Raw genomic sequence first — 15625 nt, forward strand, 5'->3', positions numbered from 1 at the left:
AGCCTTCGGCCGGTCACTTCCGGGGACAGGGGCGTCCGCGTCACGCGAGTTCCTCGTCGAGGAAGTCGAAGATCTCGTCGTCGGTCGCCGACTCGAACGTGTCGGCGGCGGCGACCTCACCCTTCGCCGTCCCCGCCTGCTGCCTCACGGTCAGCTTCGCCAGGACCTGCTGGAGGCGCGAGGTGAGACGTTCCGTGGCGGCTTCGTCCGCCACCACCTCGGCGATCGAGGTCTCCAACTTCTCCAGCTCCGACAGGACCGGCAGCACCAGCGACGCGTCCGGCTCGTCCGTCACGAGCTCCTGCGCCAGGTATCCGGCCAGTGCCCTGGACGTCGTGTAGTCGAACAGCAGGGTGGCGGGGAGCCGGAGGCCGGTCGCCGTGCCGAGCTGGTTGCGCAGTCCGACCGCGGTCAGCGAGTCGAAGCCGAGTTCGAGGAAGCCACGGTCAGGGGCGATCATGCGGGGGCTGTCGTGGCCCAGCGCCATGGCCGCGTGCTCGGTCACCAGTTCCAGGAGTTCCTGCTGCCGGGCGGCGGGTCGCATCGAGCCGATACGGCGCCGCAGGTCGGCGGAGTCGGCGCCGGTCCCGCCCGTGGGTGTCTTCGCGGGGCCGCGCCGCGCCGTGGTGCGGATGATGCCCCGCAGCAGCGCGGGGACCGGCCCGTCCTGGGCTCGCCACGCCGCGGCGTTGAGCCGTGCCGGGACGAGGGTGGCCGCGTCGATGCCGCAGGCGGTGTCGAACAGGGCCAGGGCCTCCGCGGAGGACATCGGGGTCACGCCCTCGCGGGCGAGGCGCCGCATGTGGGCCTCGTCCAGCTTGCCGGTCATGCCGCTGCGCTCCTCCCACAGGCCCCAGGCGAGCGACTGGGCGGGAAGGCCCTCGGCCCTGCGCCGGTGGGCGAAGGCGTCCAGGAAGGCGTTGGCGGCAGCGTAGTTGGCCTGGCCGGTGCCGCCGAGGGTCCCGGAGAGCGAGGAGAAGAGCACGAACGCGGACAGATCGAGACCGGCGGTCAGCTCGTGCAGGTTGAGCACCGCGTCCACCTTGGGCCGCAGCACACGGTCGACCCGCTCGGGGGTGAGCGCTTCGACGACGCCGTCGTCCAGCACTCCGGCGGTGTGCACCACGGCGGTGAGCGGGTGTTCGTCCGGCAGGGAGGCCAGGAGCGCGGCGAGGGAGTCGCGGTCGGCGGTGTCGCACGCGGCGACCACGGCATGGGCGCCGAGGTCCGTGAGCTCCGTCCGCAGTTCGGCCGCGCCGTCCGCGGCGAGGCCGCGGCGGCTGACCAGGACGAGGTGGCGGACGCCGTGCTCGCCGACGAGGTGCTTGGCGACCAGGCCGCCGAGGCCGGACGCGGCCCCGGTGACCAGGACGGTGCCCCGCGGGTTCCAGGTGGCGCCGGTCGTGGCCGACCGCGCGCCGCCCTGCTCGGACGCGCTGCCGCGCACCGTCACCCGGGCCAGCCTGCCGGCCAGGACCGTGCTGTTCCGGAGCACGACCTGGGGTTCGTCGGTGGCGAGCGCCGCGGGGAGGAGCCGGCGCGAGCCCTCCTCGTCGTCCAGGTCGGCCAGGACGAACCGGCCGGGGTTCTCGGACTGGGCCGAGCGCACCAGGCCCCAGACGGCCGCGCTGGCGGGGTCGGCCACATCGGTGTCGTCGCCCGCGGCGATGGCCCCCTGGGTGAGGAAGACCAGCCGGGAGGCGCCGAGGCGGTGGTCGGCCAGCCAGCTCTTGAGCAGGTCGAGGGCGTGGTGGCCGGCTTCTCGTACCGCCTGTGCCAGTTCCCGCGTCCGGCCGGTGCGGGACACGATCGCGGCGAGGACGACGTCGGGCGTGGTCGCGCCCGCGTTGACGGCCTCGGCCAGGGCCGCGAGGTCCGGGTAGGTGTCGACGGTGACATCGGTCGATGCGAGGGCGCCGGTCAGCTCGGCCTGGTCGGGTCCGACGAGCGCCCAGTGCCCGGTGGTCGCGCCGCTCGGCTCGGGGGCGGTCGGCACCCAGTCGACCTGGTACAGCGACTCGTGCGGCTGGGCGGAGTTGACCTGCTCCGGGGCCACGGGCCGCAGGACGAGGGAGTCGACCGAGGCGACGAGCGCGCCGGAGACGTCGGTGACGTGCAGGGAGACCGTGTCCTCGCCGACGCTCGCCAGCCGTACGCGCAGCGCGGACGCGCCGCTCGCGTGGAGGGTCACGCCGTTCCACGAGAACGGGAGGGTGCTGCCGTCGCTACCGGACGGCTTGAACGCCACGGTGTGCAGGGACGCGTCGAGCAGCGCTGGGTGGAGGCCGTAGCGCGCGGCCTCGCCCTCCTGCGCCTCGGGCAGGTCGACCTCGGCGAAGATCTCGTCGCCACGGCGCCAGGCGGCGCGTAGCCCCTGGAAGGCCGGGCCGTAGGCGAAGCCGACGTCGATGAAGCGGTCGTAGAGATCCGCCACGTCGACGGCCTCCACCTCCGCGGGCGGCCACACGGCGAAGTCGGCGGCCAGGGACGCCGGTGCCGTGGTGGACGGGTCCCTGCTGAGCAGGCCGGTCGTATGACGTGTCCAGGGGTCGTCCGGCTGGGCGCCCTCGGGCCTGGAGTACAGGTTGAGCGAACGGGCTCCGGACTCGTCGGGCGCGCCCACGGTGAGCTGGATCTGGACCGCGCCGTGTACGGGCAGGACCAACGGCGTTTCGATGGTCAGTTCCTCGACCCGCTCGTAGCCCACCTGCTCGGCCGCGCGCAGGGCCAGTTCCACGAAGGCCGTGCCGGGGAAGAGAACGGTGTCCGCGAAGGCGTGGTCGGCCAGCCACGGCTGAGTGGCGACCGACAGGCGCCCGGTGAACAGGTAGGTGTCGGTTTCGGCCAGGGCGACGGCGGCGCCGAGGAGCGGATGGTCGGGCGAGTCCAGGCCGGCCGACGTCACGTCTCCACTGGTGGTCGGCGCGGCGTCGAGCCAGTAGCGCTGCCGCTGGAACGCGTAGGTGGGCAGTTCCACCCGCCGGGCGCCGTGCCCGGCGAACACCGCCTCCCAGTCCACCGTGGCACCGTGGACGTGGAGTTCGGCCAGCGCCGTGGTCAGCGACTGAAGCTCGGGCCGGTCCTTGCGCAGCACGGCCACGAGGGCGGGAGCGACCGCGCCGTCGGGGTCCGCGGCCGTCAGGCAGTCCTGCGCCATCGCGGTGAGCACACCGTCCGGGCCCACCTCGACGAACGAGGTCACGCCCAGGTTCTCCAGGGTCCGTATGCCGTCCGCGAACCGCACGGCCTCGCGCACGTGCCGGACCCAGTACTCCGGCGAGCACATCTCGTCCGCGTGGGCCGGGGTACCGGTGACGTTGGAGACCAGGGACATGGTCGGCGGGGCGAACGACAGCCCTTCGACGACCTTCCGGAAGTCACCGAGCACACCGTCCATGCGCGGGGAGTGGAAGGCGTGGCTGACCCGTAGGCGGCGGGTCTTGCGGCCCTCTCGCTCCCACTGTCCGGCGATCTCCAGCACGGCGGGCTCGTCGCCCGCGACGACCACGGCCGTGGGGCCGTTGACGGCCGCGATGCTCACCTCGGCCTCACGACCGGCCAGCGACGCGGCGACCTCCTCCTCGGGTGCCTGGACGGCCACCATCGCGCCGCCTTCGGGCAGCGCCTGCATCAGCCGGCCACGGGCCACCACCAGGGCGCACGCGTCCTCGATGGAGAACACCCCGGCCACGTGGGCGGCGGCGATCTCACCGATGGAGTGGCCGATCAGCACGTCGGGGGTGATGCCCCAGTGCTCCAGGAGTCGGTAGAGCGCCACCTCGATCGCGAAGAGCGCGGGCTGCGTGAACGCCGTCTGGTGCAGCAGTTCGGCGTCGGCACTGCCCTCGACCGCGAACATCACCTCGGTCAGCGGGCGGTCGAGCAGCATGTCGAGGTACGAGCACACCTCGTCCAGCGCCTGCGCGAACACCGGGAAGGCGTCGTACAACTCCCGGCCCATGCCGAGCCGCTGTGCGCCCTGGCCCGAGAACAGGAACGCCGTCTTGTGCTCGGCCCGTGCCACGCCCTGGATCAGCGTGGCCGCGTTCCTGCCCTCCGCCAGCGCTTCGAGCCCGGAGCGGAACTGCGCCGGGTCCTCCGCGACCACGGCAGCGCGGTAGGGCAGGGCGGAACGGGTGGTCGCCAGCGAGTAGCCGATGTCGGCGACGTCACCGGCGCCAGCGGTGCGCACACCGTCGAACTCGCGCAGCTGCCCGGCCTGGGCGCTCAGCGCATCGGCGTTGCTGCCGGAGAGCAGCCAGGGAACCACCGCGGTACCGGCCGGCGAACCGGTGGCATCGCCACCCGACTCCGGCGACGGCGACGGCGACTCAACGGGGTCGGCCGCCTCGATGATCGTGTGCGCGTTGGTGCCGCTGATCCCGAAGGACGACACGGCCGCCCGGCGCGGGCGGTCCGTCTGCGGCCACGCGGTCGCCTCGCTCAGCAGCGACACGGCGCCGCTGGTCCAGTCGACGTGCGGGGATGGCTCGTCCGCGTGGAGCGTCTTGGGCAGGACGCCCTCGCGCATGGCCATCACCATCTTGATGACACCCGCGACACCGGCGGCGGCCTGCGTGTGACCGATGTTCGACTTGATGGAACCCAGCCACAGCGGCTGGTCCTCGGGCCTGTCCTTGCCGTAGGTGGCCAGCAGCGCCTGCGCCTCGATCGGGTCACCCAGCGAGGTGCCCGTGCCGTGGGCCTCGACGGCGTCCACATCGGCGGCCGACAGACCCGCGTTCTCAAGGGCCTTACCGATCACCCGCTGCTGCGACGGGCCGTTGGGGGCCGTGAGGCCGTTGGACGCGCCGTCCTGGTTGATGGCCGAGCCCCGGACGACGGCCAGCACCCGGTGGCCGCGGCGCCGGGCGTCCGACAGGCGCTCCACAAGGAGCATGCCCACACCCTCGGACCAGCCGGTGCCGTCGGCCTCGGCGGAGAACGCCTTGCACCGTCCGTCCGGCGACAGCACACGCTGGGCGCTGAACTCGACGAACGTGCCCGGCGTGGCCATGATCGTCACACCGCCGGCCAGCGCCATGTCGCACTCTCCCTGGCGCAGCGACTGGCAGGCCAGGTGCAGGGCGACCAGCGACGACGAACACGCGGTGTCCACCGTGACGGCCGGGCCCTCGAAGCCGAAGGTGTAGGAGATACGGCCGGAGGAGACGCTGGACGCGCTGCCGAGTCCGAGGTACCCCTGCACACCGTCCGGCGCGCTGATGGCCCGGCCGCTGTAATCCTGGTAGTTCGAGCCGATGAAGACACCCGCCTGGCTGCCGCGCAACGCCGCCGGGTCGATACCGGCCCGCTCGAACGCCTCCCAGGACGTCTCCAACAGCAGCCGCTGCTGGGGGTCCATGGCCAGGGCCTCGCGCGGTGAGATACCGAAGAAGTCCGGGTCGAAGTCGGCGATGTTGTCCAGGAAGCCGCCGGTGAGCGCGTAGGTCTTGCCGGGCTTGTCAGGGTCGGGGTCGTAGAGCCCTTCGAGGTCCCAGCCACGGTCGGCGGGGAATCCGGAGATCGTGTCGACTCCGGCGTTCACCACGTCCCACAACTGCTCAGGGGTCCGCACGCCGCCCGGGAAGCGGCAGCTCATCGCCACGATCGCGATGGGCTCGTCAAACGAGTCCGATCGGGGCGGCGTGATCTCGGCGGCGCCGTCTTCCTCGGTTCCGAACATCTCACCGTTCAGGAACCGGGCCAGCACCGTGGGCGTGGGGTAGTCGAAGACCAGACTGACCGGCAGCCGCAGCCCGGTCGCCGCGCCGATCCGGTTGCGCAGTTCGACGGCGGTCAGCGAGTCGAATCCGAGGTCGCGGAAGGCACGGTCCGAGGCGACCGCGTCCGCGCTGTCGTGAGCGAGGACATCGGCGGCCTGGGCACGCACCAGATCGCGCAGCGCGGCTTCGCGCTTCTCCCGGGGCAGAGCTTCCAGCCGGTCGTGAAGCTCGGCCCGCCCGCGGTCGGCGCTGCCCGGCGCGGACTGCTTCCCCGTGGCCGTGGCCGTGGCCCGCGCGTCGCGCAACTCGCGGAAGAGGGGGGTGGCGAAAGAGTCCGCTTCGAAACGTGTCCAGTCGATGTCCGCGACGGCGAGGAACGTCTCGTCGTGGTCCAACGCCTGGTGCAGCGCCGAGATCGCCAGTTCGGGGGACATGGCCAGCATCCCCGAGCGGCTCATCTGCTCCTCGTGCCCCCCGGCGACCGCCAAACCGCTGTCGGCCCAGGCGCCCCAGGCGATGGACGTCGCGGGAAGACCATCCGCGCGCCGCTGCAACGCCAACGCGTCCAGATACGCGTTACCCGCCGCATAACTCCCCTGACCCGGCCCACCCAACGTGCCCGCCGCAGAGGAGAACAGCACGAACGCCGACAGGTCCAACCCCGCCGTCAACTCGTGCAGGTTCCACGCGGCAACCACCTTCGGACGCAACACCCCGGCCGCCCGCTCCACCGACAGGGCATCCACCACACCGTCGTCCAACACACCCGCCGTATGCACCACGGCAGTCAGCGGCAACTCCTCCGGAATGCCGTCCAACACCGCCGCCAACGCCTCACGGTCGGCCACATCACACGCGGCCACGGTCACGCGAGCCCCCAGGCCCTCAAGCTCCGCCTTCAACTCAGCGGCACCTGAAGCCCCCAACCCACGACGACTCGTCAACACCAGATGCTCAGCACCTGTACGCGCCAACCAACGGGCCACATGGCCACCGAGCGCACCCGTACCACCGGTCACCAACACCGAACCACTCGGCCGCCACCCCTCAACACCCGTGGCCTGGGGAGCGGAAGCGCGTACCAGCCGCTTGGCGAACACACCCGAACCACGCACCGCGACCTGGTCCTCACCCTCCACACCCGCCAACACCCCGACCAGACGCGACACAGCACGCTCATCCAACGTCTCGGGAAGGTCGACAAGCCCGCCCCAACGCTGCGGATACTCCACCCCCACGATCCGGCCCAGGCCCCACACCATCGACTGCACCGGGCTCACCAGCCGGTCAGAGCGACCCACCGACACCGCACCCCGGGTGCCACACCACAACGCGGCCCCCACACCCACATCACCCAACCCCTGAACCAACCCCACCATCGCGGCAAGCCCGGCAGGAACACCCTCAAACGACGCGTGCCCCGCCTCATCCAACGCCAACAGCGAGAGCACACCCGCCACACCCGACGGCTCCACCCCAGCCTCGTCGAGCGCTCCCCGCAAGCGCTCCGCCACCGCCCCACGGTCGTCACCCGATCCGTCCAGCACCACCCGGACGACCTCGGCCCCCTTCGTCTCCAGCCCGTTCACCGTGGCGGACACGAGGGCGTCATCGGCGTGCGACGCGGCAAGGACAACGAGCCAGGTGCCCGAGAGGGTCGCGCCGGTGGCGGACGCCAGGGGCTTCCAGACCACCTTGTAGCGCCAACTGTCCACCGTGTTCTGCTCACGCCGCTGACGACGCCAGGACGAGAGCGCCGGAAGCAACGCCGTCAACGACGACTGCCGCTCCTCGTCCTCCACCTCCAACGTCCGCGCCAACGCCTCCAGATCCTCACGCTCCACCGCTTCCCAGAAACGCGCGTCCACCGCATCCGCGCTCAAGCCATCACCGGCGACCGCCACCTCAGCAGCCGAGACGGCGTCCAGCCAGTACCGCTGCCGCTGGAAGGCGTACGTCGGCAGGTCGACCTGCCGGCCACCGTGTCCGGCGAACACCTTCCGCCAGTCGACGTCAGCGCCGTTGACATGCAACTCGGCGGCGGAGGTCAGGAACCGCTCCAGGCCACCCTCGTCACGCCGCAGCGTGCCGACGACCACGGCCTGGGCGTCAGCGGCCTCCACCGTCTGCTGCACGGGCAGGGTCAGCACCGGATGCGGGCTCACCTCGACGAACACGGTGTGACCGTCACCCAGCAGGAGGCGGGTCGTGGCCTCCAACTCCACCGTCTGACGCAGGTTCCGGTACCAGTACTCCGCGTCCAGAGCGGCCGTCTCCACCAGCTCACCCGACACCGTCGAGTAGAACGGCACCTGCGAGGTGCGCGGCTTCAGGTCCGCCAGGACCTTCAACAGTTCCTCGCGGATCGACTCCACGTGCGCGGAGTGCGAGGCGTAGTCCACCGGCACCCGGCGAACCCGCACCTCCTCACCCTCAAGCTGGGCCACCATCTCATCCAACGCACCCGGATCACCGGCGACCACAACCGAACCCGGCCCGTTGACCGCGGCAACCGATATCGCACCGCCCCAACCCGCGATGCGCTCCCGCGCCTGGTCCACCGGCAGCCCCACCGACACCATGCCACCACGGCCCGCCAGACCACCCGCGATGGCCCGCGACCGCAACGCCACCACCTTCGCGGCGTCCTCCAGCGACAACGCACCGGCCACACAGGCCGCCGCGATCTCACCCTGACTGTGACCCATCACCGCATCCGGCACCACACCCACCGAACGCCACAACCGCGCCAACGACACCATCACCGCGAACAACACCGGCTGCACCACATCCACCCGATCAAACCCGGGAGCACCCTCGACACCACGCAACACGTCCGTCAACGACCAGTCCACATACGCCGACAGAGCCGCCTCGCACTCGGCCACCGCCTCCGCGAACACCGGCGAGGAGTCCAACAACCCCACCGCCATACCCACCCACTGCGCACCCTGACCCGGGAAGACGAACACCGAACGGCCACGCACATCGGCCACACCACGCGCCACACCCGAGACCACCTCGTCCCCGGCCAACGCACCCAACCGGCCCAACAACTCCTCACGATCGGCACCCGTCACCACCCCACGGTGCTCGAACACCGAACGCGACGTCGCCAACGAGAACGCCACATCAGCAGCGCCCAACTCAGGATGCTCGGCCACGAACTCCCGCAACCGGCCGGCCTGCGCCCGCAACGCGGTGTCACTCTTGCCCGAGACGACCCAGGCCACCGGACCACCGGTGACCTCGGCCTCAGCGTCGCCAGCCGCCTCGGCCTCCGGGGCCTGCTCCAGGATCGCGTGCGCGTTCGTCCCGCTCACGCCGAAGGACGAGACGCCGGCGCGGCGCGGGTGGCCCGACTCCGGCCACGGCCTGGCCTCGGCCAGCAGCTCGATGTCGCCCGCCGACCAATCCACGTGTTGTGACGGCTCATCCACATGCAGCGACTGCGGCAGTACGCCGTGCCGCATCGCCATCACCATCTTGATGACACCGGCAACACCGGCCGCCGCTTGCGAATGGCCGATGTTCGACTTCACCGATCCGAGCCACAGCGGCTGGTCCGCGGGCCGGTCCTGGCCGTAGGTGGCCAGCAGCGCCTGCGCCTCGATCGGGTCACCCAGCGACGTACCCGTACCGTGCGCCTCGACCGCGTCCACGTCGGCGCCCGACAGGCGGGCGGTCTTGAGCGCCGCGCGGATCACCCGCTGCTGTGACGGTCCGTTCGGGGCGGTCAGGCCGTTGGACGCGCCGTCCTGGTTGACCGCCGACCCCCGGACGAGGGCCAGCACCTCGTGGCCGTTGCGCCGGGCGTCCGAGAGCCGCTCGACGAGCAGCAGCCCGACGCCCTCGGCGAATCCGAATCCGTCGGCGGCGTTGCTGAACGCCTTGCACTTGCCGTCGGCGGACAGCGCGCGCTGACGGCTGAAGTCCACCAGCCCGGCCTGTGTGGACATCACCGTCGCACCACCGGCGAGCGCCAGGTCGCATTCGCCCTGGCGCAACGCCTGGACCGCGAGGTGCAGCGCGACCAGCGACGACGAGCACGCGGTGTCCACCGTCACGGCGGGCCCTTCCAAGCCCAAGGTGTACGAGATCCGGCCCGAGGCCACGCTGCCCGCGCTGCCGGTGCCGAGATAGCCCTCGAAGCCTTCGGGGGCGTTCCCTTGTAGCCGGGTGCCGTAGTCGTTGTACACGACGCCGACGAAGACTCCGGTCCGGCTTCCCTTCGCCGACTCGGGGTCGATACCGGCCCGCTCGAACGCCTCCCACGAGGTCTCAAGCAGCAGCCGCTGCTGCGGGTCCATCGAGAGCGCCTCACGTGGCGAGATCCCGAAGAACGCCGGGTCGAACTGGTCCGCGTCGTAGAGGAAACCACCGTTGCGGGCGTAGTACGTGCCCTCGCGCGCGGGGTCCGGGTCGTACGTCGTTTCGAGGTCCCAGCCGCGGTTGGACGGGAGCGGGGCGATGGCGTCGGTGCCACCCATCACCAGGTGCCAGAATTCCTCGGGCGTCCGCACCCCACCGGGGAAACGGCAGCTCATGGCGACGATCGCGATGGGGTCGTCGTCCGTGTGTGCCGGGGTGTTGGCGGATCCGCCCGTCGCCGGCGCCGCGATGGCCGTGTCCTGCGCCCCGAGGATCTCCGAGCGCAGATAGCCCGCCAGTACGGTCGGGTTCGGGTAGTCGAAGACGAGCGTGGCTGGGAGGCGCAGACCCGTCTCCGCGCTCAGGCGGTTCCGTAGTTCGACGGCGGTGAGCGAGTCGAAGCCCAGCTCCTTGAAGGGCCGTCCCGCCCCGACCGTGTCCGACTTCGCGTGACCCAGGGCGGCAGCCGCCTGGACGCGTATCAGCTCGTCGAGCAGGAACTGCTCCTGGTCCGCCTCGGACATGTCGGCCAGTCGCCGCCGCAGGCGGGTGGCGACGTCGTCCACGTCCGCGGCGCCGGCGCCCACGACGCGCCGGACCGTCACCCCCGGCACGACGTTGCGGAAGAGGGCGGGGAGTTCGGCACCCTGCGCACGCAGCGCCGGGACGTCCAGCCGGAAGAGAACCGGAACGACCGCATCCGAGACCAGGGCCGCGTCGAACAGCTCAAGCCCCTCGTCCGTGGCCAGTGGTACCAGGCCCGAGCGGGATATCCGCTGGACGTCGTCCTCGCCGAGGTGTCCGGTCATGCCGCTGGCCTCGGCCCACAAACCCCACGCCATCGACACACCCGGCAACCCCCGAGCCCGCCGCCACGACGCAAGCCCATCCAGGAACACATTCGCCGCCGCGTAGTTGCTCTGCCCCGCACTGCCCAACACACCAGCCGCCGACGAGAACAACACAAACGCCGACAGACCCATCCCCTCCGTCAACTCATGCAAGTTCCACGCCGCATCCACCTTCGCCCGCAACACCGACTCAACCCGCCCACGCGTCAACGACGTCAACAACCCGTCATCCAACACACCCGCCGCATGCACCACACCGCTCAACGCGAAACCCTCAGGCAACCCCGCCAACACCCCAGCCAACGCCTCACGATCCGCAGCATCACACGCCACGACCACCACCTCAGCGCCCGCAGCCTCCAACTCCTCCCGCAACCCCACCGCGCCCTCAGCCTCCACACCGCGACGAGAGAGCAACACCAACTTCCTGACCTCGTGGTGCTCCACCAGGTGCCGGGCCACCAAACCACCCAGCACACCTGTGCCACCCGTCACCAACACCGCACCCGAACCAAACACCCCCGACACCGGAACCTCACCCGAAGACACCACCCGACCCAAACGCGGCACCCGCACCACACCCGACCGCACCACCACCTGCTCCTCCCCCAAGGCCAACGCCCCGGGAAGCAGACCGTCCACACCCTCCAGGTCATCGGTGTCCACCAACACCAAACGCCCAGGATTCTCCGACTGCGCGGACCGCACCAAACCCCACACCGCAGCCCCCGCCACATCCACCACACCATCACCCGCGTCGACAGCACCCCGCGTCACCACCACCAACCGCTCACCCGTAACACCCTCATCCCCCACCCACGCCTGCACCCGCTCCAACACCTCAAGAACCCGCCTATACACCTCACCCACCACACCCGAACCCACATCGCCAGAGACCACCCGCACAACCTCAGTCCCCGACGCCACCTCACCCGCCGCCACAACCCCAGGCGCATCCACCCACTCCACCCGGAACAACGCATCGCGCGCCGCCCCACCCGCCGCACTCAACTGGCCCGCGTCAACCGGCCGCAACACCAACGACTCAACCGACGCCACCCCACGCCCCGACTCATCCCCCACCCACACCGACACCGCACCCGCACCCTGATCCGCCGGAGCCAACCGCACCCGCAACGACGTCGCACCCACCGCCGCCAAAGCAAACCCACGCCACGAGAACGGCAACAAGCTCCCCGAACCACCCGCCAAACCCTCGCTCACACCCATCGCGTGCAACGCCGCGTCGAACAACGCCGGATGCAAACCAAACCGGCCCGCCCGCTCCCGCTCACCCTCCGGAAGCTCGACCTCCGCGAACACCTCACCACCACGCCGCCACGCCCGCCTCAACCCCCGGAAAACCGGCCCATACTCCAACCCACTGGCCGCAGCCCGCACATACTCACCCGACACATCAACCAACTCAGCCCCCACCGGCGGCCACACACCAAAGTCGAAGGGAGCCTCGGAACCGGGCACAGCCGAACCCAGCAGGCCATGGGCATGCCGCGTCCAGACGGCGCCCTCGCTCTCCGCCTCCTCCCGCGAGAACACACTCACCTCGCGGAAGCCGGAAGCGTCCGCCTCCCCCACCTCAACCTGAAGGTGCACCCCACCGTGCTCAGGCAGGATCAGCGGCGCCTCAAGGATCAGTTCCTCAACCCGGCCACAGCCGACCTGATCGCCCGCCAGTACCGCCAGCTCCACGAACGCCGTCCCGGGCAGCAGCGTCATCCCATGGACGGCGTGATCCGCCAGCCACTCATGTGTGGCCACCGACAACCGACCACTCAGCAGCACCCCGCCACCGCTGGCCAACGACACCACCGCACCCAACAACGGATGCCCCAACGAACCCAACCCCACCGAACCCACATCACCCACACCCGCAGGGGCATCAAGCCAGAAGCGCTCCCGCTGGAAGGCGTACGTCGGCAAGTCGACCTGCCGGCCACCGTGCCCGGCGAACACCTTCCGCCAGTCGACGCTTGCCCCGCTGACATAGAGCTCAGCCGCAGAGGTCAGGAACCGCTCGGCCCCACCCTCGTCACGGCGCAGCGTGCCGACGACCACAGCCTGGGCGTCAGCGGCCTCCACCGTCTGCTGCACCGGCAGGGTCAGCACCGGGTGCGGGCTCACCTCGACGAACACGGTGTGGCCCTCATCGAGCAGGCGACGGGTCGTTGCCTCCAACTCGACCGTCTGGCGCAGGTTCCGGTACCAGTACTCGGCGTCCAGACCCGCCGTGTCCACCAGCTCACCCGACACCGTCGAGTAGAACGGCACCTGCGACGAACGCGGCGCGATGTCCACCAGGACCTTCAACAGTTCCTCGCGGATCGACTCCACATGCGCCGAGTGCGAGGCGTAGTCCACCGGCACCCGGCGAACCCGCACCTCCTCACCCTCAAGCTGGGCCACCATCTCATCCAACGCACCCGGATCGCCGGCGACCACAACCGAACCCGGCCCGTTAACCGCGGCGACCGATATCGCACCGCCCCAACTCGCGATGCGCTCCCGCGCCTGGTCCACCGGCAACCCCACCGACACCATGCCACCGCGACCCGCCAGACCACCCGCGATGGCCCGCGACCGCAACGCCACCACCTTCGCGGCATCCTCCAGCGACAACGCGCCAGCCACACACGCAGCCGCGATCTCACCCTGACTGTGACCCATCACCGCATCCGGCACCACACCCACCGAACGCCACAACTTCGCCAGCGACACCATCACCGCGAACAACACCGGCTGAACGACATCCACCCGATCAAAACCGGGAGCGCCCTCAACACCACGCAGGACATCCGTCAACGACCAGTCCACATACGCCGACAGGGCCGCCTCGCACTCGGCCACCGCCTCCGCGAACACCGGCGAGGAGTCCAACAACCCCACCGCCATACCCACCCACTGCGCACCCTGACCCGGGAAGACGAACACCGAACGGCCAGGTGTCTCGGCGCCGTCTCCCCAGACCACACCGGGGAGCTTCGTCCCCTCAGCTACCGCCTCCAGGCGCTCGATGAGCTGCTCACGGCTGGTGCCGGTCACCACGACGCGTTGCTCGAACGCGAACCTGGTCGTCGCCAGGGAGAGCGCCACATCAGCGGCGCTCAGCTCGGAGCGCTCGGCCACGAACTCCCGCAGTCGGCCGGCCTGCGCCCGCAACGCGGTGTCGGTCTTGCCCGACACCACCCAGGCCACCGGACCCGCGACACCGCCGTCGGCAGGCTCCTCGGCAACCTCGGCATCGGCCGCCTCGGCCTCCGGCGCCTGCTCCAGGATCACGTGCGCGTTCGTCCCGCTCACGCCGAACGAGGACACACCGGCCCTGCGCGGCTCGCCCGTCTCCGGCCACTGCCTGGATTCGGTCAGCAGCTCGATCTCGCCCTCGGACCAGTCCACGTGGCTCGATGGCTCGTCCACGTGCAGCGTCTTCGGCAGGACGCCGTGCCGCATCGCCATCACCATCTTGATGACACCGGCCACGCCGGCAGCGGCCTGCGTGTGACCGAGGTTCGACTTCAGCGAACCCAGCCACAGCGGACGGCCCTCCGGCCGCTCCTGGCCGTAGGTGGCCAGCAGCGCCTGCGCCTCGATCGGGTCACCCAGCGTCGTGCCGGTGCCGTGCGCCTCGACCGCGTCGATCTGGCTGGGGGTCAGCTCGCAGTTCTCGAGGGCCTGCCGGATCACGCGGCGCTGCGAGGGGCCGTTGGGGGCCGTCAGGCCGTTGCTCGCGCCGTCCTGGTTCACGGCGGAGCCGCGCACCACCGCCAGGATCTCGTGCCCGTTGCGCCGCGCGTCGGACAGCCGCTCCACCAGCAGCACACCGACGCCCTCGGACCAGGTGGTGCCGTCGGCGGCGTCGGCGAACGCCTTGCACCGGCCGTCGGCGGCCAGTCCGCGCTGGCGGCTGAAGGTGACGAAGCCCTTGGGGCTCACCATGACCGTCGCACCGCCGACCAGCGCCATGGAGCACTCGCCCTGACGCAGCGCCTGCGCGGCCAGGTGCAGGGCGACCAGCGCCGATGAGCAGGCGGTGTCCACCGTCAGGGCGGGGCCTTCGAAACCGAAGGTGTAGGAGACACGGCCCGAGGCGATGCTGGTGGTGGCGCCGTTGTGGAGGTACGGCTCGATCTCGTCCGGGATCTGCGCGGCCTCGGAAGCGTAGGTGGTGTGCATGGCGCCGGTGAAGACGCCTGTCTGGCTGCCACGCAACGACGCGGGGTCGATGCCCGCCCGCTCCATGACCTCCCACGACGTCTCAAGGAGCAGCCGCTGCTGCGGGTCCATGGCCAGCGCCTCGCGGGGCGAGATGCCGAAGAACGCGGAGTCGAACTGGTCCGCGTCGTGGAGGAAGCCGCCTTCGCGAACGTAACTGGTACCCGGGTGTTCCGGGTCCGGATTGTAGATCCCCTCCACGTCCCAGCCACGGTTTGTCGGAAAGGGGGTAATGGCGTCCGATCCGTCGGCGACCAGGCGCCACAGCGCCTCGGGGGAATTCACGCCACCCGGAAACCGGCAGGCCATACCGATAATGGCAATGGGCTCGGTGGCCGAACTGATCAGCTGGCGGTTCTGACGCCGGAGCCGCTCGATTTCCTTGAACGACTTGCGCAGCGCTTCAACGGCTTTGTTCTGGTTGGATGCAGCAGGCATCAGAAACTC

General features: G+C 70.6%; 1 protein-coding gene. It reads right to left on the reverse strand.

Annotated features, from left to right (window positions below; all coding sequences use genetic code 11):
- Nucleotides 1-40: 40 nt before the first annotated feature.
- Nucleotides 41-15616, reverse strand: coding sequence for a type I polyketide synthase (locus AC3CHW_RS05820; protein ID WP_488469777.1), 15576 nt, complete (start codon nucleotides 15614-15616; stop codon nucleotides 41-43).
- Between the last annotated feature and the right edge of the window lie 9 nt (nucleotides 15617-15625).

It is taken from the genome of Streptomyces sp. MGP-BFMKR1, assembly GCF_057766585.1.

Excerpts from the sequence above, each read along its gene's own strand:
- AC3CHW_RS05820 (WP_488469777.1), bottom strand. The coding sequence starts at position 15,616 with ATGCCTGCTGCATCCAACCAGAACAAAGCCGTTGAAGCGCTGCGCAAG.